Source organism: Sedimentimonas flavescens (genome assembly GCF_019264375.1).
Taxonomy (GTDB): domain Bacteria; phylum Pseudomonadota; class Alphaproteobacteria; order Rhodobacterales; family Rhodobacteraceae; genus Rhodobacter; species Rhodobacter flavescens.
The window spans coordinates 456500-479270 of record NZ_JAHVAI010000001.1; the positions used below are offsets into that span (position 1 = coordinate 456500).

21 protein-coding genes are annotated in these 22771 nt (G+C 65.2%); 8 read left to right on the forward strand and 13 right to left on the reverse strand.

Features of this window, described 5'->3' with window-relative positions; genetic code table 11:
- Window positions 1-6 precede the first annotated feature (6 nt).
- Entirely contained in the window at window positions 7-846 is an 840-nt protein-coding gene (locus KTQ37_RS02345; RefSeq protein ID WP_218628849.1) for a universal stress protein, read from the forward strand.
- A 73-nt stretch (window positions 847-919) separates the two neighbouring features.
- Here KTQ37_RS02345 and fnrL read toward each other — a convergent pair whose 3' ends face one another.
- Window positions 920-1666 carry a transcriptional regulator FnrL gene (gene fnrL / locus KTQ37_RS02350; RefSeq protein ID WP_218628850.1) on the reverse strand — a complete coding sequence of 249 codons (747 nt, stop codon included), beginning with the start codon at window positions 1664-1666 and terminating at the stop codon, window positions 920-922.
- A gap of 58 nt (window positions 1667-1724) precedes the next feature.
- Between fnrL and hemN the strand changes: the two genes are divergently transcribed.
- Entirely contained in the window at window positions 1725-3080 is a 1356-nt protein-coding gene (gene hemN, locus KTQ37_RS02355; RefSeq protein WP_218628851.1) for an oxygen-independent coproporphyrinogen III oxidase, read from the forward strand.
- A gap of 51 nt (window positions 3081-3131) precedes the next feature.
- Here the strand turns inward: hemN and KTQ37_RS02360 are convergent, their stop codons facing one another.
- From KTQ37_RS02360 to KTQ37_RS02380, 5 genes are all read right to left on the reverse strand, one after another.
- The gene (locus tag KTQ37_RS02360; RefSeq protein ID WP_218628852.1) at window positions 3132-4724 is read right to left on the reverse strand and encodes an ABC transporter ATP-binding protein; all 1593 of its coding nucleotides are present in this window, start codon (window positions 4722-4724) and stop codon (window positions 3132-3134) included.
- The gene (locus tag KTQ37_RS02365) at window positions 4721-5827 is read right to left on the reverse strand and encodes an ABC transporter permease (protein WP_218628853.1); all 1107 of its coding nucleotides are present in this window, start codon (window positions 5825-5827) and stop codon (window positions 4721-4723) included. The genes KTQ37_RS02360 and KTQ37_RS02365 overlap by 4 nt, the downstream gene beginning before the upstream one ends.
- Window positions 5827-6981 carry a microcin C ABC transporter permease YejB gene (locus KTQ37_RS02370; protein ID WP_218628854.1) on the reverse strand — a complete coding sequence of 385 codons (1155 nt, stop codon included), beginning with the start codon at window positions 6979-6981 and terminating at the stop codon, window positions 5827-5829. Before KTQ37_RS02370 ends, KTQ37_RS02365 begins: the two co-directional genes overlap by 1 nt.
- Before the next feature lie 28 nt (window positions 6982-7009).
- Window positions 7010-8899, reverse strand: coding sequence for an extracellular solute-binding protein (locus KTQ37_RS02375; RefSeq protein WP_218628855.1), 1890 nt, complete (start codon window positions 8897-8899; stop codon window positions 7010-7012).
- 135 nt (window positions 8900-9034) lie between these two features.
- Window positions 9035-9577, reverse strand: a complete 543-nt coding sequence (locus KTQ37_RS02380; protein ID WP_218628856.1) for a c-type cytochrome — start codon at window positions 9575-9577, stop codon at window positions 9035-9037.
- Between the two features lie 205 nt (window positions 9578-9782).
- On the opposite strand from KTQ37_RS02380, the gene KTQ37_RS02385 reads away from it, so the two are divergent.
- Window positions 9783-10619 (forward strand): prephenate dehydratase, encoded by an 837-nt coding sequence (locus KTQ37_RS02385; RefSeq protein WP_218629005.1) that lies wholly within the window; start codon window positions 9783-9785, stop codon window positions 10617-10619.
- Here the strand turns inward: KTQ37_RS02385 and KTQ37_RS02390 are convergent.
- Together KTQ37_RS02390 and nudC are read right to left on the reverse strand one after the other, a co-directional pair.
- Window positions 10610-11071 carry an SRPBCC family protein gene (locus tag KTQ37_RS02390; RefSeq protein WP_218628857.1) on the reverse strand — a complete coding sequence of 154 codons (462 nt, stop codon included), beginning with the start codon at window positions 11069-11071 and terminating at the stop codon, window positions 10610-10612. The genes KTQ37_RS02385 and KTQ37_RS02390 overlap by 10 nt on opposite strands.
- A 24-nt stretch (window positions 11072-11095) precedes the next feature.
- Window positions 11096-12127: an NAD(+) diphosphatase gene (gene nudC, locus KTQ37_RS02395; protein ID WP_218628858.1), complete on the reverse strand. Its 1032-nt coding sequence runs from the start codon at window positions 12125-12127 to the stop codon at window positions 11096-11098.
- Window positions 12128-12295: 168 nt separating this feature from the next.
- On the opposite strand from nudC, the gene KTQ37_RS02400 reads away from it, so the two are divergent.
- A complete protein-coding gene (locus tag KTQ37_RS02400; RefSeq protein WP_218628859.1) occupies window positions 12296-14182 on the forward strand; it encodes a bifunctional 2',3'-cyclic-nucleotide 2'-phosphodiesterase/3'-nucleotidase in 1887 nt (628 codons plus the stop codon).
- A gap of 138 nt (window positions 14183-14320) precedes the next feature.
- Here the strand turns inward: KTQ37_RS02400 and map are convergent, their stop codons facing one another.
- Window positions 14321-15130: a type I methionyl aminopeptidase gene (map, locus tag KTQ37_RS02405; RefSeq protein ID WP_260012777.1), complete on the reverse strand. Its 810-nt coding sequence runs from the start codon at window positions 15128-15130 to the stop codon at window positions 14321-14323.
- A 115-nt stretch (window positions 15131-15245) separates the two neighbouring features.
- On the opposite strand from map, the gene KTQ37_RS02410 reads away from it, so the two are divergent.
- The 3 genes from KTQ37_RS02410 to KTQ37_RS02420 are packed head-to-tail and all read left to right on the forward strand — an operon-like array spanning window position 15246 to window position 17604.
- A complete protein-coding gene (locus tag KTQ37_RS02410) occupies window positions 15246-15974 on the forward strand; it encodes a competence/damage-inducible protein A (protein ID WP_218628860.1) in 729 nt (242 codons plus the stop codon).
- Window positions 15971-16684 (forward strand): GNAT family N-acetyltransferase, encoded by a 714-nt coding sequence (locus KTQ37_RS02415; protein ID WP_218628861.1) that lies wholly within the window; start codon window positions 15971-15973, stop codon window positions 16682-16684. Before KTQ37_RS02410 ends, KTQ37_RS02415 begins: the two co-directional genes overlap by 4 nt.
- Entirely contained in the window at window positions 16681-17604 is a 924-nt protein-coding gene (locus KTQ37_RS02420; protein WP_218628862.1) for an OmpA family protein, read from the forward strand. Before KTQ37_RS02415 ends, KTQ37_RS02420 begins: the two co-directional genes overlap by 4 nt.
- Window positions 17605-17640: 36 nt before the next feature.
- Here the strand turns inward: KTQ37_RS02420 and KTQ37_RS02425 are convergent, their stop codons facing one another.
- Entirely contained in the window at window positions 17641-18546 is a 906-nt protein-coding gene (locus KTQ37_RS02425; protein WP_218628863.1) for a LysR family transcriptional regulator, read from the reverse strand.
- Window positions 18547-18749: 203 nt separating this feature from the next.
- Between KTQ37_RS02425 and KTQ37_RS02430 the strand changes: the two genes are divergently transcribed.
- Window positions 18750-20762 carry an NADPH-dependent 2,4-dienoyl-CoA reductase gene (locus KTQ37_RS02430; protein WP_218628864.1) on the forward strand — a complete coding sequence of 671 codons (2013 nt, stop codon included), beginning with the start codon at window positions 18750-18752 and terminating at the stop codon, window positions 20760-20762.
- Between the two features lie 87 nt (window positions 20763-20849).
- On the opposite strand, the gene KTQ37_RS02435 is transcribed toward KTQ37_RS02430, so the two are convergent.
- From KTQ37_RS02435 to KTQ37_RS02445, 3 genes are all read right to left on the reverse strand, one after another.
- Window positions 20850-21203 carry a hypothetical protein gene (locus KTQ37_RS02435; RefSeq protein ID WP_218628865.1) on the reverse strand — a complete coding sequence of 118 codons (354 nt, stop codon included), beginning with the start codon at window positions 21201-21203 and terminating at the stop codon, window positions 20850-20852.
- Between the two features lie 12 nt (window positions 21204-21215).
- Window positions 21216-21986: a DUF6478 family protein gene (locus KTQ37_RS02440; RefSeq protein ID WP_218628866.1), complete on the reverse strand. Its 771-nt coding sequence runs from the start codon at window positions 21984-21986 to the stop codon at window positions 21216-21218.
- Between the two features lie 123 nt (window positions 21987-22109).
- A complete protein-coding gene (locus KTQ37_RS02445) occupies window positions 22110-22739 on the reverse strand; it encodes a hypothetical protein (protein ID WP_218628867.1) in 630 nt (209 codons plus the stop codon).
- Window positions 22740-22771 lie beyond the last annotated feature (32 nt).

Genomic DNA, 22771 nt, shown 5'->3' on the forward strand with positions numbered 1-22771 from the left:
GATACCATGTCGTACAAATCCATTCTGACCATCGTCACCGATCCCGCAGCAGCAGGATCGCAGCTTGAGACCGCAATCGCGGTCGCCCGGCGGCAGGACGCGCATCTCGATGTGCTCTGCCTTGGCGTCGATCGGACGCAGACGGGCTATTACTACGCTGGCGCCACCGCCTTCGTGCAGCAAGAGGTGCTCGACCGCGCCCAGCAAGATGCGCGCGAGGTCGAGGCCGCCGTCAAGGCGCGCCTCGGAGCCGAGGATATCCGCTGGGGCTCGGACACGCTTGTCGTGCAGATCGGCGCCATCGCCACGGTCGTCGGGCTGCGCGCCCGCTTTGCCGATCTCGTGGTCATGGGGCGGCCCTATGGCAAGGGTCGCGGGCAAGAACTTGAGGCCGTTGTCGAGGCAGCCCTGTTCGAGGGGCAGGTTCCGGTGCTCATCGTACCCGACGGCTACAGTGGCGCGGCAGTCGCGGCGCGCGTGGTCGTCGCCTGGAACCAGTCGAACGAAGCCATGAGCGCTGTGCGCAAGTCTCTGCCGGCGCTGAAGGCGGCGCAACAGGTGGATATAACCGTGATCGACCCGCCGACCCATGGCCCGGAACGCTCGGACCCCGGCGGTCAGCTCAGCCAGATGCTCGCGCGCCACGGCGTTCATGCCGAGGTCTCGGTGCTGGCCAAGACCATGCCGCGCGTCTCGGATGTACTCAACCGTCACGTGCGCGACACCAATGCCGATATGATCGTCATGGGTGCCTATGGCCACTCGCGCTTCCGCGAAGCGATCTTGGGCGGCGCGACGCGCAACATGCTGGAACTGGCCGAAGTGCCGGTTCTGATGGCGCATTGAAACGACCGGAAGACCACTCACAAACCAAAGCGGCGCCCCTCGGGGCGCCGTTTGCCGTTTTCAGTCGCTGTGGTCAGACCAGGAAGCCGCCGTCGTTGTCGTCACCCGCCTCTAGCAGCAGGCGGTCCATATCCGGCACGGTCACGTGGCGCTTGCCCTCCAACTCGATCACCCCGTCGCGCTTGAGCGCGGACATCTGCCGCGAGACCGTCTCGAGCGTCAGGCCCAGGTAATCCGCCATCGCCTCGCGCGTCAGCGGAAGGTCGAAGGTCATCCGACCCTGCGGATGGCGCAACTTGATCGAGGCATCGCGGCGCGCCACGATCGACAAGAGCGAGGCGATCTTTTCCCGCGCCGTCTTGCGCCCCAGAAGCAGCATCCATTCCCGCGCTGCATCGAGTTCGTCGAGCGTCATCTGCAGCAGCCGCTGCGCAATATGCGGGGTGCGCTCCATCATCTCTTCGAACGGCTTGCGGCGGAAGCAGCACATCAGGATGTCGGTGGTCGCCGTCACATTATAGGCCGCAAACTCGCGCCCCGGACGGCCCACGAAATCTGATGGCAACAAAAGGCCCACCATCTGCGTGCGCCCGTCTTCAAGCGTTTGGGTCAGCGTCGCGATGCCGGTGACCACCGAGGCCACGAAATCCATCTTGTCGCCCGCCCAGATAACGGTCTGACCAGCCTCAAAACTACGGTAATATTTGATCGATTCGAGTTCTTCGAGTTCGTCTGTTTCGCACCTTGCACAAACAGCGCGGTGGCGAATAGGACAGTCTCCGCAGGCAAGGGAGACCGGATACACGTCGTCGTGTGCCATCTGTGTCACTTGATTTGGGTCAATTTCTGTTGCGCGTCTTGTCGGTAACGATACGCGCATGGAACAGGAATCGCAACTCACCCGGCTCGGGCTATTCGACGCACGGGTGCCCCGTTATACAAGCTATCCGACCGCGCCCCACTTCTCGACCGACGTGGGGCCGTCGCACTTCGAGGAATGGATCGAGGCCATACCGGCCGGCGCCTCCATCTCGCTTTACATGCACGTCCCCTTCTGCCGCAGGTTGTGCTGGTTTTGTGCCTGCCGCACGCAGGGCACGCAAAGCGACGATCCGGTGCGGATCTATTCGGAAACCCTGCTGGCCGAGCTGAAAATGCTCAAGAGCCGCCTTGCACCCGGCGTGACGCTCTCGCGCCTGCATTGGGGTGGCGGCACGCCCACGCTGATGCCCGCCGACATGATGCGCCGCGTCGCGGCCGCCGTGTTCGAAGCGGTGCCGATGGGCGAAGGTGCCGAATTCTCGGTCGAGATCGATCCGAACGAGATCGACGATTCGCGTATGGATGCGCTGGCCGAAAGCGGGCTGAACCGCGCCTCGATCGGGGTACAGGACTTCGACGAGCAGATCCAGCAGGTGATCGGCCGCGACCAGAGCTATGAAATCACCCGCCGCGCGGTCGAGATGATCCGCGAGCGCGGCGTGCAAAGCCTCAACGCCGACATTCTCTATGGCCTGCCGCACCAGACCCCGGCGAAAATCTCGGATTCAGTGCAGAAGCTGCTCTCGCTCGGCCCCGACCGGGTGGCGCTTTACGGTTATGCCCATGTGCCATGGATGGCGCGGCGGCAGAACATGATCCCGTCAGACCACCTGCCGACCCCGCAAGAACGCCTCACGCTGTTCGAGACCGCGCGGCGTCTGTTCGTGGCGGATGGGTATGACGAGATCGGCATCGACCACTTCGCCCTGCCGACCGACGGGCTGTCGAAGGCGCTGAAATCGGGCAAGCTGCGCCGCAACTTCCAGGGCTACACCGACGATCTGGCAGAAGCGCTGGTGGGTATGGGCGCAAGCTCGATCTCGCGCTTCCCGCAGGGTTTCGCACAGAACGCCTCGGCGACGGGCGCGCATACCGGCGCGATCCGCGATGGTCGCTTCTCGACCTCGCGCGGGCATGTCTTCACCGAAGACGACAAGATGCGCTCGCGCCTGATCGAGGCCCTGATGTGCGACTTCAAGGTCTCGGCGCAGGAACTGGTGCGCGATGATCGCGCCGATCCGGTGAAACTGGCCGAGATGTTCGCCAGCTGCGCCTCCAAGTTTGAGGACATGGTGCAGGTAACCACCGAGGGTCTGGAGATCCCGGAAAAGGGCCGACCGCTGACCCGCATGATCGCCCGGCATTTCGATGCCTATGACCTGTCCAAGGCCGGTCACAGCTCGGCGATCTGATCTATTCGAAAGGCTGACCTGCCCCGCCTCACGGCGGGGCTTTTTTCTTGCTCAGACGCGCTCGCCCAATGCGGCGGTGATCAGCTCGCGCGTGTAGTCGGTTTGCGGGCGCGCGAAGATTTCGGCGGCGGGGCCGGCCTCGACCACATCGCCGCGCTTCATCACCATGACCTTGTGGGCCAGCGCGCGCACCACGCGCAGATCGTGGCTGATGAACAGATAGCCAAGCCCGTGGCGGCGTTGCAGATCGCGCAACAGGTCAACGATCTGCACCTGCACCGTCATATCGAGCGCCGAAGTTGGTTCATCCAGCACTACCAGACGCGGGCGCAGGATCATCGCGCGGGCAATGGCGATCCGCTGGCGCTGACCGCCCGAGAACTCATGCGGGTAGCGCGTCATCGAACCGGGGTCGAGCCCGACCTCGGTCATGATTTCGGCCACCATGTCGCGCCGGTTGCGACCCGGATCGACGCCATGCACCGTCAGCCCCTCGCCGATGATCTGCTCGACCGTCATGCGCGGGCTCAGGCTGCCGAACGGATCCTGGAAAACGATCTGCATGTCGCGCCGCAGCCGGCGCAGCTGCCGCGCCTGCCAGTCGGCAATGTTCTGCCCGGAATAGACGATCGGCCCTTCACTGGCGATCAGCCGCATGATGGCCAGCGCCAGCGTCGTCTTGCCCGAGCCGGATTCGCCCACGATCCCCAGTGTCTCGCCCGCGCGCACGCTCAGCGATGCGTCATTGACGGCCTTCACATGGCCGATGGTGCGGCGCAAAAGCCCGCGCTGGATCGGGAACCAGACCTTGAGATGCTCGGTCCGCACCAATTCCTCGGCACCTTCCGGCACCGGGTCGGCCAGCCCTTTCGGCTCGGCCGCCATCAGCTTGCGGGTATAGGGGTGCTGCGGGTTGGCGAAGATCTCTTCGGTCGGCCCCTGCTCGACAATCTCGCCCATCTGCATGACGCAGACCTTGTCGGCGATCCGACGCACGACATTCAGATCATGGCTGATGAACAGAAGGCTCATGCCCTCGGCGCGTTTCAACTCGGCCAGCAACTCAAGGATCTGCGCCTGAATAGTCACGTCGAGCGCGGTCGTGGGTTCGTCCGCGATCAGCAACTCGGGGCCGTTCGCCAGCGCCATGGCAATCATCACGCGCTGGCGCTGGCCGCCCGAGAGCTGGTGCGGGTAATCCTGCAAGCGGCTTTCCGGGTTCTGGATCCCGACCTTCTCCAGCAACTCAATGATCCGCGGGCGCGCGGCGTCGCCGGTGATGCCCTGATGCAGCGCCAGGCTCTCGCCGATCTGCTTTTCCAGCGTGTGCAGCGGGTTGAGCGAGGTCATCGGCTCCTGGAAGATGAAGCTGATGTCATTTCCGCGCACTTCAAGCAGCTTGGCCTCGGGCGCGCCGATCATCTCGGCGCCCTCATACTGCACAGACCCCGACAGCTCGGCGTTCGAGCCAAGCAGTGCGACCGTGGACAGCGCCGTGACCGACTTGCCCGAACCGGATTCCCCCACCAGCGCAACGGTTTCGCCCTTTTCGACCGTGAAGGACACACCCTTGACCGCCGGGATGATCTTGCCGTCCTGACGGAACGAGACGCGCAGGTTATCGACCTTGAGAACGGTGCTCATTTGAAGACCTTTCTCGGATCGAAGGCATCGCGCACGCCTTCAAAGATAAAGACGAGCAGAGAAAGCATCATCGCGAAGGTGAAGAAGGCCGAAAACGCCAGCCAGGGCGCCTGAAGGTGCTGCTTGCCCTGCAACGCCAGTTCCCCCAGCGAGGGCGCGGAACTGGGCAGGCCATAGCCGAGGTAATCGAGCGAGGCGAGCATCGAGATCGTGCCGGTGATGACGAAGGGCAGCATGGTCAGCGTGGCGACCATCGCGTTGGGCAGGATGTGGCGGAACATGATCACCCGGTCCGACACGCCAAGCGCCCGCGCGGCACGGACATACTCGAAGTTGCGCGCCCGCAGGAACTCGGCTCGCACGACGCCGGTCAGGGCGGGCCAGCCAAACAGGATCGCCACGAAAACCAGTAGCCAGAAACTTCGCCCCAAGATCGCGAAGAGGATGATGATGACGTAAAGCGAGGGGGTCGAGCCCCAGATCTCCAGCAGGCGCTGGAAGACCAGATCGACCCGCCCGCCGAAATAACCCTGCACCGCCCCCGCCGAGATACCAACGACCGAGGCCACCGAGGTCACGATCAACGTGAACAGGATCGAGGTGCGGAAGCCGTAGATCACGCGGGCCATCACATCGCGCGCGGTATCGTCGGTACCGAGCCAGTGCTTGCTATCCGGCGCCGAGGGTGCGGTGCCGACGTTGTTGATCGTGCGGTAGTGATAGGGGATCGGCGGCCAGATCATCCAGCCTTTCTCGATCGGTTCACCCTCGACCGTGCCCTTGGTGCGGGCCTCTTCCATATAGGTGTCGGGGTCGTCCCAGCATTCCTCACGCCCGCCGGTAACGATCAGGCATTGCACCGCCTCATCGCGGTAGATCGCCTCGGTGCGGAAATCGCCGCCAAAGGCCGTCTCGGGGTAGAAGCGATAGGCGGGCACGAAGAACTCGCCCCGGTAGCGCACGAGGATCGGCTTGTCGTTCGCGATCACCTCGGCAAAGAGCGAGAGCACGAAAAGCGCCAGGAACAGCCACAGCGACCAGAAGGCGCGGCGGTTGGCCTTGAAGTTGCGCCAGCGGCGCGCGTTGAGCGGTGAGAGCGCCATCAGCCGGCCCTCCGCTCGAAGTCGATCCTGGGATCGACGAAGACATACATCAGGTCAGACAGGATGCCGACGACCAGCGAGATCAGGCCAAAGACGTAAAGCGTGCCGAAGATGACCGGGTAGTTCCGCTCGACCGCCGCCTGGAAGCCCAGAAGCCCCAGACCGTCGAGCGAGAAGATCGTCTCGACGATGATCGAGGCGCCGAAGAACACGCCCAGGAAGGTGGCCGGAAAGCCTGCGATGACAATCAGCATCGCGTTGCGGAAGACATGGCCGTAAAGCACCTTGCGCTCGGCCAGGCCCTTGGCGCGGGCGGTCATGACATATTGCTTGTTGATCTCATCCAGGAACGAGTTCTTGGTCAGCAGGGTCATGGTCGCAAAGCTGGAGATCGTCGTGGCGATCACCGGCAGCGCGATGTGCCACAGGTAATCCAGCGCCTTACCCATCATGCTCAGCTGATCCCAGTTGTCCGAGGTCAGCCCGCGCAGCGGGAATATCTTCCAGTACGACCCGCCCGCGAACAGCACCATCAGCATGACCGCAAACAGAAAGCCGGGGATCGCGTAACCGATGATGATCGCACCCGAGGTCCAGGTATCGAAGGGCGTGCCGTCCTTGACGGCCTTGCGGATGCCAAGCGGGATCGAGATCAGATAGGCGAGGATGGTGGACCACAGCCCCAGCGTGATCGACACCGGCATCTTGTCCACGACCAGTTCGATCACCGTCTGCGAGTGGAAGAAGCTCTTGCCGAAGTCAAAGCGCAGATAGTCGCCCATCATGTAGAAAAAGCGTTTCCAGGCCGGGATCGGCTCCTTGCGGCAGGCGGGGTCTTTCAGATCGGGCGTGCCGGTGAAGCCCTCGTCGCAGACGATGCGCGAAAAGCCCATCTGCACCTCAAGCTGCGCGAGCAACTCGGGCGAGATACCGCGCGCACCCTGATAGCCGCTATCCTCGACGCCACCCTGCGCGGCCCCTGCATCGCCCCCGCCCGAGATGTTGCGCAGCGAATCCGCCTCGCCCTCGACGCGGGCGATGATCTGTTCGATCGGCCCGCCGGGAACGAACTGGGTCAGCGTGAAGTTGATCAGCATGATCCCGAACAGTGTCGGAATCACCAGAAGCAACCGCCTGAGGATATAGGCGCCCATACCTGCTCTGCCTTTATTATTCTTCCGCTCAGAACGCGCCGGCGGCTTTCAGTTTCTCGGCTTTCTCGGCGTTATACCACCAGAAGTCCAACTCGCCCAGAGCGTAGGGCGGCAGGTTCTCGGGGTGCTCGTACATGTCGAAATAGGCGACCGTATGGCTGCCCTTGTACCATTGCGGCACCCAGAAGCGCAGGGCGCGCAGGGCGCGGTCGAGCGCATGGACGCGTGGCGTCAGCTCGTCCTTGGTCTTGGCTTCCTCGACCAGACGGATCAGCTTGTCGATTGCCGGATTGGCCAGCCCCATGGCGTTGAACACGTCATCGGTCGAATTCGAGCCGAAATACTGCTGCAGATCGGCGCCGGGGATATAGTCCTGCCCGAGATGGGCTGAGATCATGTCGTAGTCATGACTGCGGCGGCGGTTCTCATACTGCGCGTCATCGACCCGCGACATGGTGGCATCGACGCCAAGCGCGCGCAGGTTCTCGACATAAGGGTTGATGACCCGATCGAAGGTCTGGCTGTCGTTCAGGATCTCGACACGCAGCGTCTCGCCGCGCGCATTGCGGCGCACGCCGTCGTCGTCGACGGGCCAGCCCGCCTCATCCAAGAGCGCCGCGGCCTTGCGCAGGTTGCCCCGGTCAAGCTGGCGCGTGCCGGAAACCGGCGCCATCGCCGCCTCGTCGGTCAGAATCCCCTCCGGCAGATCGGCGGCCAGCGGCTCGAGGATCGCGACCTCCTCGGGCGAAGGTACGCCCGTCGCAGCCAGTTCCGAGTTCTCCCATGCCGAGTTCACCCGGTCATAGAGGCCGTAAAACAGCGTCTCGTTCGACCATTCGAAGTTGAACATCAGGCCAAGCGCCTCGCGCACGCGGATATCCTGAAACCTCTCGCGCCGCAGGTTGATCGCGAAAACCTGGCCCGAGGCAATATCGCCCGAGGGCAGTTCGGCCTTGACCACCTGCCCCGAGTTGAACGCCGGGAAATCATAGGCCGTGGCCCAGATGATCGAGCTCGCCTCGTTGCGGAAGGTGTAGGAACCCGCCTTGAAGCCCTCGAAGGCCGCCTGATAGTCGCCGTAATACTCCACCCGGATACGGTCAAAGTTGTTCTTACCCCGGTTGATCGGCAGATCTTCACCCCAGTAATCGGGGTTGCGCTTCCAGATCACCGTGCGGCCATCCTTGGCGCTGTCGAACATATAGGGCCCCGAGCCCATCAGCACCTTGTCCGAGGCCTTTTCGAGATCCAGCCCGTCGCGCTCAAACTGCGCCTTGGACAGCACCGGCAGCCCGCCCGCCGCCTGAATGATATCGCGGCGCGGGTAATCGGGTGTGAAGGTGAACTTGATGCGGCGCGCGTCCAGCACCTCGGCCGAGGCGATTTGTTGCGAGACGACCGCACGGAAGGACGACAGCCCCTTGTCGCGGAAGACTTCATAGGAGAACAGCACATCCTCCGAGGTCATTGGCGTGCCGTCGGAAAACCGCACCCCTTCGCGCAGGGTAAAGATCACCCAGTCCCTCGAGGCCGGGTACTCGAAGCTCTCGCAGAGCAGGCAATAGGCCTCGCCGACCGTGTCCGCCGTACCCGTGAGCATCGATTCATGCGGCGCCGAGGACAGCGCAGCGGCGCGGCCCTCAAGCGTGTAGGGATTGAAATTGTCGAACCCGCCCGCCGTCCATTCCGAGATCTCGCCGCCCTTCGGGGCATCGGGGTTCACATAGTCGAGATGCGTGAAGTCAGGGCCGTATTTCAGATCGCCCAAGGTCGCGATCGCGCTGGCGACGATGGTCTCCTCGGCCCGCGCAAGGCCCGCGAGACCCATCCACAGCGCCGCCCCTACGACCGCGGCCCCAAGCATCAGCCCCGGTCGCCGGTCCTGCGCCGCCACTGCCACCGCCTGCTTCCTCGCCATCCGGGCCTCCCTTTCCAAACACTTCCGGCTAGCTAAAAGCGCGACGCGCGCGGGCGCAAGTTGCAACTGCGTGAGATGAAAGGAAAAGGCCGCACCTTTCGGCGCGGCCTTCGAATTCAGCACGGTGATCGCGGATCAGCCGCCAAGCGAGCGGAGGTAGGCGATCAGGTCGGCGCGGTCCTCGGCCTTAGGCAGACCGGCGAAGGACATCTTGTTGCCCGGAATGTAGTCTTTCGGCTTGGCGAGCCAGGCGTCCAGCGCCTCGAGCGTCCAGGTGCCGCCATGGGCAACCATCGCGTCCGAATAACCGAAGCCCTCGACGCCAGCGACAGCGCGATCGACCACACCATCGAGATGCGGGCCGGTGCCGTTGCTGCCATCGACCTTGTGGCAGGCCTTGCACTTACCGAAGACTTTCTCGCCCTTGGCAGCATCGCCGCCGTCCAGCGCGACGACAACTTCTTCCTCGGCGGCAGCTTCCTCACCACCACCGGCGTCGAGCAGACCGCCCGGTGTCGCCGTCATCATCGCGACTTCGGCATGTTCGCCTTCCGCTTCGCCATGGGCGGTATCGCCAATGGTGAAGAGCGCGTTCGATGCCGTGTTGGCGACGAGGAAGAACAGAAAGGCGCCCAGCAGAGCGCCCGCTGCCTTGAGGACATTCATGGTTTTGAACATAGCACTTCCCTGATATGGCCGTTCAGTTGAGGGCATGTATCCGGTTTACGCCCCGTGTTTCAAGGTTTCTTTGCGTGGCAATGCGACAAACCTGCGCCTAAGCGTGCATTTCCGGCCTGGCCGTGGGCTTTGGCGCTTTCCTCAGCCTTCCCCGCGCGCTAATGCAGTGCCACACCAGCCGATGGGGGAGCGCATGAGCCACAAACTGACCGGACGGATCGCATTCCAGGGCGAGCCCGGGGCCTATTCGCATCAGGCCTGCCGCGACGCCCGCCCCGACATGGAGGCCCTGCCCTGCCGCACCTTCGAGGACGTGATCGAGGCCGTGCGCAAGGGCGATGCCGACCTTGCCATGCTGCCGGTCGAGAACTCGACCTATGGGCGCGTGGCCGACATCCATCACCTGCTGCCGGAATCGGGGCTGCATATCATCGACGAAGCCTTCGTGCGGGTGCATATCAACCTGCTGGCAGTGAAGGGCACGAAGCTTGACGATGTGCGCGCAGTAATGAGCCACACTGTGCTTCTTGGCCAGTGCCGGGGCTTTCTGCAATCGCACGGGCTGGAGCGGATCACCGGTGCCGACACGGCAGGCTCGGCCAAGATCGTCGCCGAGCAGCGCGATCCTTCGGTCGCGGCGCTGGCCTCGGAACTGGCGGGCGAGATCTACGGTCTGGACGTTCTGGCGCGCCATATCGAGGACAAGCAGGACAACACCACCCGCTTCCTGATCATGTCGCGCGAGCCGAACCTGGCGCGCCGTGGCGACGGGACGATGATGACCACCTTCGTCTTCCGCGTGCGCAACATCCCGGCCGCACTGTACAAGGCGATGGGCGGGTTCGCGACGAATGGCGTCAACATGACCAAGCTGGAAAGCTACATGGTCGGCGGCAGCTTCACCGCAACCCAGTTCTACGCCGACATCGAGGGCCACCCCGACGACCACAATGTCCGCCTCGCGCTGGACGAGCTGCGCTATTTCACCTCGCAGCTGGATCTTCTGGGCGTCTACCCGGCCGACCCGCGCCGTCAGTCCTGAGAGCCACGCTCGATTCGGCGCGCGAAGCCGCGCACCCGATCGGCGAGTTTCTTCTCAAGTCCCGCGCGCCCCAGCCGGGCCGATTGCACCACCAGCCGCGCTCCAAGCGTGCGCGGCTTGACCTCAAGCCCCACGATCAGCCGCGTGCGCTCTCGCGCCAGCGCCATCAGGCGCAGTTCCAGCAGCACCTCGTAGCTGCCCGACAGGCCGCGATAGTCCAGCGCCTCCGGCCGGTCGAACCGCTGAATATCGGCCATCAGCCGACGCGCCTTGCCGCGATAGTCGAAATCGATCTGCCAGGACATGCCCGGCGCGGGCGCGCTCAGCGTATCGGTGCGCCGCATCGACACGCCCCGGCGCAGCGCCTCGCCGCGAAACACCGCGAAATCGGCGAGGTGATCGAAAATATGATCGGGTGTCGCGTTAATATCTTCTCGGGTCGAAAGTCGCATTCTCAGAATCCTTGGGCGCGCGAGTCAGAGCCGGTCGGCCAGCCAGTGCCTGAGCAGCCATCCCGCGATGGCACCCTTGCGCGGCGCCCGGATCTCGGGGTCTTGCCCGGCGAAAATCCCGGCCAGCCGCTCGCGCGTCACCCACAGGGCATCCTCGATCTCGACCGGGTCGATGGTGATCGCATCGCTGATCGCCTCGGCGCGGCAGCCCAGCATCAGCGAGGTCGGGAAGGGCCAGGGCTGCGATGCAACAAAGCTGACCGCATCCACCTGAACACCGGTTTCCTCGGCCACTTCGCGGCGCACCGCGGCCTCGAGCGGCTCGCCCGGCTCCATGAAACCCGCTAGGCAGGAATACATCCCCTCGGGCCAGGGATGGCTGCGCCCGAGCAACACGCGGTTGCCGCGTGTCACCAGCATGATCACCACCGGATCGGTGCGCGGGAAATGCTGCGCGCGACAGGCGATGCAGCGGCGCTGCCAGCCCGCCTGTTCGGGCTGACTGGGCGCGCCGCAGCACGAGCAGAAGCGGTGCGTGGCCTGCCATGACAGGATCGCCCGCGCGGTCGCGGCCAGCTCGGCCGCGCGCGGATCAAGCGCCATCATCTGGCCGCGCAACTCGGCAAAAAACGTGCCTTCGGGAAGCTCGGGGTGGCGCTGTTCGCTCGCGTCGAAGAAGGCCGCCGGGTCTGGCAAAGGGCCATCGGGCACCCAGTCCGAAACATCCTTGGCAAAGATCGCGACGCCCTCGCACAGGCCCAGAAAGATTGCGCTCTCGCCGCCGGCAGCCAGCAACCTATGCCCCGGCGCGATCGGCGCAAGGCCGCGCCCCGCCGCCGTGGCGGGGGCATCTTCGGCCGCGAACAGTGGGCGACCACGCCAGAACGGAAGGATCAGCGTGGCCGGGTCCGCAAGCGCCTGCGCCAGAAACGCAGCATCGCCGCGCAGATGCGCCGCACGCTCCAGCCCCGAACCGGCGAAGGCCAGCCCTTCGCGCTCCAGGGCCTCGGCCAGAGCAGCCGTCGGCGCGTGGCCCGCTGTCGTGAATGCGCTCATATTTCCCACCCCTTCGCTTGCGGAACTGATCGCATGAAAGCCCTGAATTGGCCAGTAGCGTTGCAGGGATGTCGCGCGAATGGGTAAACCTCTGGTGCGGCGGCGCTTTGAGTTGGCTTTGATCGCAACTCTCCCTTAGGTTGTGCAAGAAATGGAAGGTAAGCAGGAATGACGGCAGGTTCCGCGCCCAATCGCCCCCCCGATGGGCCCCGGATCGCACTACGATTGCTTGAGACGACCGATCTGCACGGCCATATCCACGGTTACGACTATTACACCGACCGCCCAAGCGACGCGGTGGGCCTTGCGCGCCTGACCAGCCTGATCGACATCGCCCGCGCCGAGGCCGCCAATTGCCTTCTCTTCGACAATGGCGATTTCCTGCAAGGCACCGCGCTGACCGAATACTGGGGCCGCGAGCATGGTCTGGCCGCGGGCGAGACGCATCCGATGATCGCCGCGATGAATGCCGTGGGCTATGACGCGGGCACGCCGGGCAATCACGAGTTCAACTATGGCCTCGAATTCATGCTGCGCGCACTGGCCGGAGCATCGTTTCCGATGGTCTGCGCCAATGCGATCACCGAGCGAAGCCCCGAGCCCCTGCGCGACCGCACCCTGCTGCCGCCCTGGGTGGTCCTGACGCGCCAGATGCGCGACACCGCAGGCACGGAACACATGCTGCGCATCGGCGTGATCGGTCTGCTGCCGCCGCAGATCACCGCCTGGGATCGCCAGCACCTTGAAGGGCGCTTGGTCACGCGCGGTATCGTCGAGGCGGCGCGCGCCCATGTGCCCGCCTTGCACGCCGCCGGGGCGGATCTTGTGGTCGCGCTGGCGCATACCGGGATCTCGGCCTGCGAGGAGGATGCCGAACATGCCGCCCTTGCACTGGCACGCGTGCCGGGGATCGACGTGCTGCTCTGTGGCCACAGCCACCTGCCCTTCCCCGGCCCAGAAACCCGTCCCGCCCCCGGCATCGACCCGGCGCGCGGCACGCTTCATGGCAAGCCCGCGATGCTTGCGGGGCGGTGGGGCTCGCATCTGGGGGTGATGGACCTGCAATTGCAGCGCTGCTGCGATGGCTGGCGGATCGCCGATTTCGCAACCGAGCTGCGCCCGATCCGCCCGCCCGCAGGCGCCCCCCGCCCGCCCGAGGCGCCGCGCATCATCGCCACCAATACCACCGCCCACGCGAAGACCCTGGAATTCGCCCGCCGCCCGCTCGGGCACTCTGCGGTGGCGCTGCACAGCTACGTTGCCCCCGTCGCGCCGGACCGCGCGCTGACGCTGGTGGCGCAGGCGCAGCGCGACCACGTTCGGCGATGCCTGGGCGACGATCTGCCTATCCTGTCCGCCGTCTCGCCCTTCAAATGCGGCGGGCGGAGCGGGCCCGAGCATTTCCTCGACATCCCGCCGGGGCCGCTGACAACGCGCCATATCGTCGATCTCTACCTCTTCCCGAACACGATCAGCGCGATAGAGATCACCGGCGCCGGGTTAGCCGACTGGCTGGAGCGTGCGGCGGGGCTGTTCCATCGCCTCAGCCCGGGCGTTCAGGACCAGCCTCTGCTGAACCCCGAGTTCCCCTGCTACAATTTCGATGTGATCCTTGGCCTGACCTACCAGATCGACCTATCACAGCCCGCGCGCCATGCGCTCGACGGTCGACTGGTGAACCCGCAGGCACGACGCATCGGGGAGCTCTGTCATAAGGGCCGCCCCGTCGCACCTGATGATCGCTTCATTCTGGCCACGAACAACTATCGCAGCTCGGGCGCGGGGGGTTTTGTCGCCGAAGGGGCCAGCGTGCTCGATCTCGGCCCGCCTGTCTCCGCGCAAGACGCGTTGATGCAAACGGTGCAGAGTGTCCCCGCCGTTGCGCCTCAAGCGACGCCAATCTGGCGCTTTGCTTCGATGCCGGATACCTCGGCACTCTACTGCACCGCGCCCTGCGCGGCACGGTTCCTGCCGCTGCCCAATGGCCCGCATATGGAAGCGCTAGGGATCCGCGACGACGGTTTTCTTGAGCTGCGGTTGTTCTTTCAGGAGTAAGCGCGATCTTCACCCAAGCCTGACGGCGCCGGGATAAGAGCTTTTCCAACAAAGCGCGAGCAGCACTCGCCGGACCCGGCCGGGGGTTTCACACCCCCGGACCCCCGTGGGATATTTGGGCCACATTGAAGGGGCAGGTCAGCCCCAGGTCGGGTGGAAGCGGTTTGCGGGCGAGAGGGTAAAGATCTCGCAACCGTCGGAGGTGACGCCGACCGAGTGCTCAAACTGCGCGCTGAGCGACTTGTCGCGGGTCACCGCGGTCCAGTCGTCGGCGAGCACCTTGGTTTCGGGGCGACCGAGGTTGACCATCGGCTCGATAGTGAAGAACATGCCTTCCTCGAGCATGGGGCCGGAGCCTTTTCGGCCGTAGTGCAGCACATTCGGCGGCGCGTGGAAGACCCGGCCAAGGCCGTGGCCGCAGAAGTCGCGCACCACGCCCATACGGTGGCCTTCGACATATTGCTGGATGGCAAAGCCGATGTCGCCGAAGGTGTTGCCGGGGCGGACCTGCTCGATCCCGATCATCAGCGCGTCATGAGTGACCTGGATCAGGCGCTCGGCCTTGCGGCTGAGGTTTCCTGCCACATACATACGCGAAGTGTCGCCGAACCAGCCGTCGAGGATCACGGTCACGTCGATGTTCAGGATGTCGCCATCCTTGAGCACCTTGTCACCCGGGATGCCGTGGCAGACCACGTGATTGACCGAGATGCAGGAGGCATGTTTGTAACCGCGATAGCCGATGGTGGCCGAAGTGGCGCCCAGTTCCGTGACGCGGTTGCGGATGAAGTCGTCCAGCGTGCCGGTGGTCACGCCCGGCTCGACCAGGGCGGCAACCTCGTCAAGGATGCGCGCGGCGCAATGGCCGGCGGCCTGCATCCCGTCGAAATCGGCTGCTTCATAGATACGGATGCCGTCCTTGGTCACCCGGCCGCGGGCTTCTTCCACTGCTATTCTCCTGCTTGGCTTGGGCCCTAGATAGTCATTTCTGCGCGCCTTGGCCAGAGCCGGGCTTTCGCGACGCAAGCGCGGGGCTTATACATTGGCCCAAAGGAGGCCCGCGATGCCAAACCCCACCGCTGCGATCCTGATTATCGGCGACGAAATCCTGACCGGCCGCACCCGCGAGGGCAACGCCCATTTCCTGGCCGGAGAGCTTGCGAAAGTGGGCATAGACCTGCGCCAGATCCGCGTGATCGGAGATGAGCACGCAAGCATCGTGGCGGCGGTGCGCGCGCTGTCCTCAAGCCACGATCATCTGTTCACCTCGGGCGGGATCGGACCGACTCATGACGATATCACCGCCGATGCGGTGGCTGAGGCCTTCCGTCGCCCGATTGGCGTGCGCGAGGATGCCCGTGCGATCCTCGCCGCGCATTACGCCGCGCGCGAGGTCGAATTCACAGAGGCCCGGCTGCGCATGGCCCGCATCCCCGACGATGCGCGGCTGATCGACAACCCGGTCTCGGGCGCGCCTGGTTTCAGCATCGGAAACTGCCATGTGATGGCGGGCGTTCCCAACATCTTTCAGGCAATGGTCGCGGGGCTCTTGCCGAGGCTGACCGGGGGCGCTCCGCTATTGACCCGCAGCTGGCAGATGATGATCCCCGAGGCGGCGATCGCCGATGAGTTGGGCGCGCTGGCTGCGGCGCATCCGGATGTCAGCTTCGGCTCCTACCCATTCGTGACCGAGGGGCGCTATGGCACCAACCTCGTCGTGCGAACAACCGATCCCGCGGCGCTTGAGGCCGGGTTCGCCGCGCTGAAAACCGCCTTCCCGGAGGGACAATGACCGAGCAGGTCTTCGCAGTCATCGACGCCACCTGGCCCCCTGCCGCCCGCTCGGAAGCCGGCGGCTTCGTGATCCGTGAGGGCAAGGGCGGCGGCTCGCGCGTCAGCGCGGCCTCGCGAGGCGCACCTTGGGAAGCGTGCGATCTGGAGGCGGCCATCGTGGCGCAGCGCGCACTCGGCCAGAGTCCCAAGTTCCAGATCCGACCAGGCGATGCGGCGCTGGACACGACGCTGGAGGCGCGCGGCTTTGTCGTGACCGACCCGACCGTGATCTATGACGCCCCCATCGACGCGCTTCAGGGCGAGGTGCCACCCGTCACCGCCTTTGCCCATTGGCCGCCCTTGCAGATCGCGCGCGATCTGTGGACCGACCTCGGCATCGGCCCCGCGCGACAGGCGATCATGGAGCGCGCCGACGCGCCCAAATGCTGCATTCTCGGGCGCAAGACCGACCGCGCCGCCGGAACGATGTTCGTGGCGATTCATGACGGTGTGGCGATGATCCATGCGCTGGCGATCCTGCCCGAGATGCGCCGCATGGGCCTAGCCCGCGCCATGATCCACGAGGCCGCGCGATGGGCAGCCGAGAACGGAGCGCATCGGATGATGCTGGTGGTGACCGAGGCCAATGCCGAGGCGAATGCGCTTTACCGTGTGCTCGGGCTGGAAATGATTGGCCGCTACCACTATCGCAGCGAGGCCGCGAAATGAAGCTTGCGATCTGGGTTGCCGCTCTGGCCCTGCCCTGCGCCGCTGCTGCCTTCGAGCCGACCCTGCCCGAGGGCGCCGCGCAAAGTGCCGAGGCGATCAACCCGGCGACCAGCTACGGGCTGCTGACCGGCCCCTGGAAAGACGGCAAGGCACAGCGCATCGCCATCGAGGGGCCGCGCACCGACAGCGCCTGGCGACTGCGCGCCAACCAGATGACCACCTTGCAGATCCTCGCGCCGCTGCGCGAACAGATCACGGCGGCGGGCTATCACATCCTGTTCGAATGCGAGACCGACGCCTGTGGCGGTTTCGATTTCCGCTATGAACTGGGCCTGTTGCCCGAACCCGAAATGCATGTCGACCTGAGCGATTTTCGCTATCTCGCGGCGCGCAACGCGTCCGACTACCTCGCGCTGACCGTCAGCCGCTCGAGCGAGTCGGGGTTTATCCACCTGACGACACTTACGGCCCAGCCGATTGCCGTTGCGGCGCCGACAAACCCGCTGGCGCAAAACCGCCCCGTAGTCGAACTGCCCGTCACGCCGCTCGGCACCGCGTTGGAAACCCAGGGCTCGGTCGTGCTGGAAGATCTGGTGTTCGAAAGCGGCAAGAGCACGCTCGAGGGCGAGGATTTCCCCAGCCTAGCGGCACTGGCCGACTACCTTTCAACCCGCCCCGAAGCGCGGGTGACCCTTGTAGGCCATACCGACACGATCGGCGGGCTTGAGCCGAATATCGCAATCTCGCGCCAACGCGCCGAATCCGTGCGCAACCGTCTGATCGAGCGTTACGGCGTCGCGGCCGCGCAGCTTGGGGCAGAGGGCGCGGGCTGGCTCGCACCGCGTGCCAGCAACCAGACCCCAGAGGGGCAGGCGAAAAACAGAAGGGTCGAGGCAATACTTACCTCGACCCCAAGTTGATGGCGCCCGACAGGGACAGCGCCGAAGAAAGCGGGTTCACCAGATGTCCGGCCCCTTGTCCGAGAACGTCGCGGCGAGAAAATCGATGAAGGCGCGGACCTTGGGCTGGGTGAAGCGGCCCGGCGGGTAGATCGCGTAGATGCCCTGCGTCTCGGTCGGCAGATCGGGGATCGCATCCTCGACCAGCCCCTGCCGCATCGCATCCGCGAAAAGGAACGAGGGCAGATAGGCGATTCCCAACCCCGCGATACAGGCATGCAGCAGCGATTGCCCGTCATTCACCGTCAGCCAGCCGTTCGAGCGCACCTGCCGCCGCTCGCCCGAGGGGGCGGTGATCTTCCAGACATTGCCGTTCGACTGGCTGGAGTAATGCAGCAGCTTGTGGTCGGTCAGATCGTCGATCCGCATCGGGCGCCCGTGGCGCTGGAAATAGCTCGGCGAGGCGATCATCCGCTGCGAGGTCTCGGTCAGCTTGCGCGCACGCAGGCTCGAATCCTCCAGCTCACCCACCCGGATCGCCATGTCGAACCCTTCCGAGATCAGCTCGACATACCGGTTGTTCAGCACCATGTTCACGGTAATATCAGGATATTCCTGCAAGAATTCGCCCAGAACCGGCGAGAGCAGATTGACCCCGAAATCCGTCGCCACCGAAATGCGCAGCAGACCCGAGGGCGCAACCTGCATTGAGGTCACGAGCGCGTCGGCCTCTCCGGCATCATTGAGCACCCGGCGCGCACGATCGTAATAGGCCAGACCGATCTCGGTCGGGCTGACGCGGCGGGTGGTGCGGTTCAGAAGCCGCGCGCCAAGACGTGCCTCAAGCGACGAGACATGCTTGGACACCGCGGATTTCGAGATGCCCATCTTCTTGGCTGCATCCGTAAAACCACCCTGATCCACCACAGTGGCAAAGGCTTCCATTTCGGTCAGGCGATCCATCTTTCACCCTTCGGCAAACTCGTCGGTTCGCTCACCTATGGCGGGTAATTCGGGCCGAAATGGGGCCGTGGAGAGACAATACCGGGAAAGTAGGGCGCGTTGAGTCCGCGGCGGAAACGATGGCGCCGCGCCCGTGACGCGGCGTTCGGCGTGACAGTCTCTGACGTTCACGTCACATTGCGCCCAGCCAAGGGAGGAGACCTATGAGCCAATATCCGCATATGCTGGCCCCGCTCGATCTGGGGCATGTGGTCCTGAAGAACCGCGTGCTGATGGGCTCGATGCACACCAACCTCGAAGAGACCGGCGACTGGAACCGCGTGGCCGAGTTCTACGCCGCTCGCGCACGCGGCGGCGTGGCGCTGATGGTCACCGGCGGTATGGCTCCGAACCGTGAAGGCGGCGTCTTTCCCGGCGCGGCAGGCCTGTTTACCCCGCAAGACATCGCCAATCACCGCGTGATCACCGACCGGGTGCATGAGGCGGGCGGGCTGATCGCCATGCAGATCCTGCACGCGGGCCGCTACGCCTATGGCCCCGAATGCGTCTCGGCCTCGGCGATCAAGTCGCCGATCTCTCCCTTCCCGCCGAAGGAGCTTGATGAGGAGGGGATTGAGAAGCAGATCGCCGATATCGTCACCGCCGCCGTCCGCGCCCGCGAGGCAGGCTATGACGGGATCGAGGTGATGGGCTCTGAGGGCTATTTCCTCAACCAATTCCTTGTGCGCCACGTGAACCGCCGCACCGACCGCTGGGGCGGCGCCTATGAAAACCGCATGCGCCTGCCAGTCGAGGTCGTGCGCCGCGTGCGCGAGGCCACCGGCCCGGATTTCATCCTGATCTACCGCATCTCGCTGATCGACCTCGTGCCGGACGGTTCGACCTGGGACGAGGTGGTGCAACTCGCCAAGGCGATTGAGGGCGCGGGCGCCTCGATGCTCAACACCGGCATCGGCTGGCATGAGGCGCGCATCCCCACCATCGCGACATCAGTCCCGCGTGCGGCCTTCGCCTGGCTGACCGCGCGCCTGCGCCCCGAGGTCTCGATTCCGGTGATCACCTCGAACCGCATCAACACGCCCGACGTCGCCGAGGGGATTCTCGCGCAGGGTCAGGCCGATATGGTCTCGCTCGCACGCCCCTTCCTCGCCGATCCCGATTTCGTCGCGAAAGCGGCCGAGGGCCGCGGCGCGGAAATCGCCCCTTGCATCGCCTGCAACCAGGCCTGCCTCGATCACACCTTCTCGGGCAAGATCTCGACCTGCCTCGTGAACCCCCGCGCCGCCTTTGAAACCGAACTGTCGCTGACCCCGGCCGAGCAACCCAAGGCGATCGCGGTGGTCGGCGCAGGCCCCGCAGGCCTCTCCGCCGCCATCACCGCCGCCGGGCGCGGCCATGCCGTGACCCTTTTCGACCGGGCATCGGAAATCGGCGGACAACTTACCATGGCCCGCACCATCCCCGGCAAAGAGGAGTTCCACGGCCTCACCGACTGGTTCGCCACGATGGCCGCCCGCAGTGGCGTCACCCTGCGCCTTGAAACCGAGGCCACGCCAGAATTGCTCGCGCCTTTCGACGAGGTGATCATCGCCACCGGCGTGATCCCGCGCGACCCCGGCATCCCCGGCTCGGAACGCGCAGCCAGCTACATCGACATTCTCACCGGCCGCGTTACCGCTGGCCCGCGCGTCGCCATCGTCGGCGCAGGCGGCATCGGCTTCGACGTTGCGGAGTTCCTCACGACCTCGGACAGCCCGACGCTGCACCCCGAGGAATGGATGCGCGAATGGGGCGTGGGCGACCCCGCCACCACGCCGGGCGGCCTTGCCACACCGCAGCCCGAGCCGCCCACCCGCACCGTCACGCTCCTGCAACGCAAGCCGGAAAAACCCGGCCGCAAGCTCGGCAAGACCACGGGCTGGATTCACCGCGCGACCCTTCATGCCAAGGGCGTCAAGATGATCGGCGGCGTCAATTACGAACGCATCACCCCCGAGGGCCTGCATATCTCCTTCGGCCCGGCGCACGAAAACCCGACGCTGATCGAGGCCGACACGGTCGTCCTCTGCGCCGGGCAACTGTCCGAGCGCAGCCTCGCCGACCAACTCATCGCGGCGGGCGTCACCCCCCATATCATCGGCGGCGCCGATGTCGCGGGCGAGCTTGACGCCAAACGCGCCATCAATCAGGGCACCCGCCTCGGCGCAATGCTCTGACCGGCGGGGCCTCCCCGGCCCCTCCATTTCTTCTTGGCAATAAATACCTCGGGGTGAGCGGCCTCCGGCCGCGAGGGGCAGCGCCCCTCAGCCCTCGGCTTCCGCGCAATGCCGCCGGAAGGCGCGTTTGAGCATATCCAGCTCGGCGCGCAACAGGTCGATCTCGGCGCGCAGATCCTGTTCCAGCGGCGCCCCTGTCACGATCGAGAACCGCTCGACGATCTCCCCGTTCTCCAGATCGCGCACCAGGAAGGTCTGCACCCCGTCCGCAAGCACCTCGGTCGGAATCGGCAGGCTCAGCCGCCACTTGCCTTCGGCCAGACGCTCGGCCCCAAGCCCTTCCAGCACCTGCCCCAGATGCAGCACCTCGACGCGCGGCAACTCCTGCGACAGGATCACACCTTCCCAGATGCCCCCCCGAATCCGCGACAGTTCCAGCATGGCTTTCGCTCCTCAGATCTCGGCGCGCGGATGGCGCAGCAGATGCAGATCGCGCAACACGATCTCATTCATGCTCGGCGCATCGAAACTCAGATCGAGCCAGACCTTCTCGACCCGCTTCTCGTTGAACTTCACCGAGCCCAGATCGAACTCGACACTTTGCGGCCCCGACTGACACGATAGCTGAAGAACGACCCGCGCAGTGTTCGGACCATGCTTGATATTGAGCCGTCCGAAAACCGGCACCGCGCGCTCACGCTGCATATCCACCGACAGCCTCATCAGATGCGACCGGCGCAGCCCGCGCAACGCCGCCTCGGGCAGATCCAGCGCGACCGACAGGAATGAGCCGCCAAATCCGAGCACATCGAGCTTGAGCCCGAAGGGCGCCACATCTCCGCGCCGGGTGTTGCGGATCTGGCGCAGGGTCAGCTCGCGTTTGGGACAGTCGTGAAACACCGCAACCTCGGAGCTCAACCGGTCGTGACTTGCGACTCTGGCGATGCCCGCGGGCCGCACCGGCCCCGACCACAGTGCCGGTCGCCAGGCCCAGTCGCACCCAAGCGGGCGCTCGATCGCATCGCCCGTCACACCCGCTACAAGCCGGGTGTCAGAGACATGCAACACCCGCTCCACCTCGCGGCGCAGCGCCTGCGCCTGCGTGCGCAACACCCGCAGATCGGCCAGCGCGGCGCGCTCGGCCAAGCGCGCGGCGCGCCCCCAACGGTTCAGCGTTCGGGCTTGCACGATGCGGTCAAGCAATGAGGTCGGAATCTTGTTCATGACGCGGTCATAGCAGCAAATCGTTACAGATACGGATACCACAATGGGCCGACGCCGCAGAAATTCGCGCCCAAGGCAGCAGGACTAACTTAACACGCAGTCCTACCCGCCCAGACGGCGAGGTCAATTTGCACTTTTGGTCCGTGCGACGAAGTCGCGCAGCAGGGCAAGCTGCTCGTCATCACCCAGCCCGCTCTGCGCCAAGGGCATGACCGACAGCGCCGTGATCCGACCGCTAACACCGGTGACCGCGCGCCAGTAGGTTTCCGCGACCGGGGTGCCACGGCTGGCCGAGCGGTCGCGCAGCTTCATGATCAGCGCCTTGTCGCGCACGCGCGCGCTCAGGATCTCGACATCAGCCGCCTTGCCCGAGCGGGCAAGCGCCGCCCGCCCCGCCTCGGATCGGAAAAACGCCTCGATCTGCGCGAAATTCTCGGCCACCGGCTGCGGGCTTTGCGGCCCGACGCTCGCGCTCAGCAGCGCCCGCGCCGGGGGTTTAGGCGCCTGCGGATTGCCCGAGATCGCCGCGCAATTGCCAAAGAGCACAAAGCTGCCCGTCGCCCCCTCACGGGTCGAGCGCGGATCGACGCAAAACCCGTAGGGCGCGCTCAGCGTCACCGCGCCGCCTGCCACCGCAACCTTGCTGACCGCGCGCACGCCACCCGTTTGCTCGACACAGGCGGCAAGCAACAGCGCCCCCGCCCAAAGGGCGCGGCGGACAAGGGCTCCAGCAGGGAATCGGCGAGCGAACATGGGGCGGAGGCTTACCCGCAAGCCCCGCCTCG

What these genes read in the sequence shown, in the direction of transcription:
- KTQ37_RS02365 (WP_218628853.1), bottom strand. Translation starts at nt 5,827, where the DNA reads ATGGCGCTCTCACCGCTCAACGCGCGCCGCTGGCGCAACTTCAAGGCC.
- KTQ37_RS02440 (WP_218628866.1), bottom strand. Translation starts at nt 21,986, where the DNA reads ATGAACAAGATTCCGACCTCATTGCTTGACCGCATCGTGCAAGCCCGA.
- KTQ37_RS02410 (WP_218628860.1), top strand. Translation starts at nt 15,246, where the DNA reads ATGCCAAACCCCACCGCTGCGATCCTGATTATCGGCGACGAAATCCTG.
- KTQ37_RS02425 (WP_218628863.1), bottom strand. Translation starts at nt 18,546, where the DNA reads ATGGATCGCCTGACCGAAATGGAAGCCTTTGCCACTGTGGTGGATCAG.
- KTQ37_RS02375 (WP_218628855.1), bottom strand. Translation starts at nt 8,899, where the DNA reads ATGGCGAGGAAGCAGGCGGTGGCAGTGGCGGCGCAGGACCGGCGACCG.
- KTQ37_RS02415 (WP_218628861.1), top strand. Translation starts at nt 15,971, where the DNA reads ATGACCGAGCAGGTCTTCGCAGTCATCGACGCCACCTGGCCCCCTGCC.
- KTQ37_RS02380 (WP_218628856.1), bottom strand. Translation starts at nt 9,577, where the DNA reads ATGTTCAAAACCATGAATGTCCTCAAGGCAGCGGGCGCTCTGCTGGGC.
- KTQ37_RS02445 (WP_218628867.1), bottom strand. Translation starts at nt 22,739, where the DNA reads ATGTTCGCTCGCCGATTCCCTGCTGGAGCCCTTGTCCGCCGCGCCCTT.
- hemN (WP_218628851.1), top strand. Translation starts at nt 1,725, where the DNA reads ATGGAACAGGAATCGCAACTCACCCGGCTCGGGCTATTCGACGCACGG.
- KTQ37_RS02400 (WP_218628859.1), top strand. Translation starts at nt 12,296, where the DNA reads ATGACGGCAGGTTCCGCGCCCAATCGCCCCCCCGATGGGCCCCGGATC.
- fnrL (WP_218628850.1), bottom strand. Translation starts at nt 1,666, where the DNA reads ATGGCACACGACGACGTGTATCCGGTCTCCCTTGCCTGCGGAGACTGT.
- KTQ37_RS02420 (WP_218628862.1), top strand. Translation starts at nt 16,681, where the DNA reads ATGAAGCTTGCGATCTGGGTTGCCGCTCTGGCCCTGCCCTGCGCCGCT.
- KTQ37_RS02430 (WP_218628864.1), top strand. Translation starts at nt 18,750, where the DNA reads ATGAGCCAATATCCGCATATGCTGGCCCCGCTCGATCTGGGGCATGTG.
- KTQ37_RS02370 (WP_218628854.1), bottom strand. Translation starts at nt 6,981, where the DNA reads ATGGGCGCCTATATCCTCAGGCGGTTGCTTCTGGTGATTCCGACACTG.
- KTQ37_RS02435 (WP_218628865.1), bottom strand. Translation starts at nt 21,203, where the DNA reads ATGCTGGAACTGTCGCGGATTCGGGGGGGCATCTGGGAAGGTGTGATC.
- KTQ37_RS02390 (WP_218628857.1), bottom strand. Translation starts at nt 11,071, where the DNA reads ATGCGACTTTCGACCCGAGAAGATATTAACGCGACACCCGATCATATT.
- nudC (WP_218628858.1), bottom strand. Translation starts at nt 12,127, where the DNA reads ATGAGCGCATTCACGACAGCGGGCCACGCGCCGACGGCTGCTCTGGCC.
- KTQ37_RS02345 (WP_218628849.1), top strand. Translation starts at nt 7, where the DNA reads ATGTCGTACAAATCCATTCTGACCATCGTCACCGATCCCGCAGCAGCA.
- KTQ37_RS02360 (WP_218628852.1), bottom strand. Translation starts at nt 4,724, where the DNA reads ATGAGCACCGTTCTCAAGGTCGATAACCTGCGCGTCTCGTTCCGTCAG.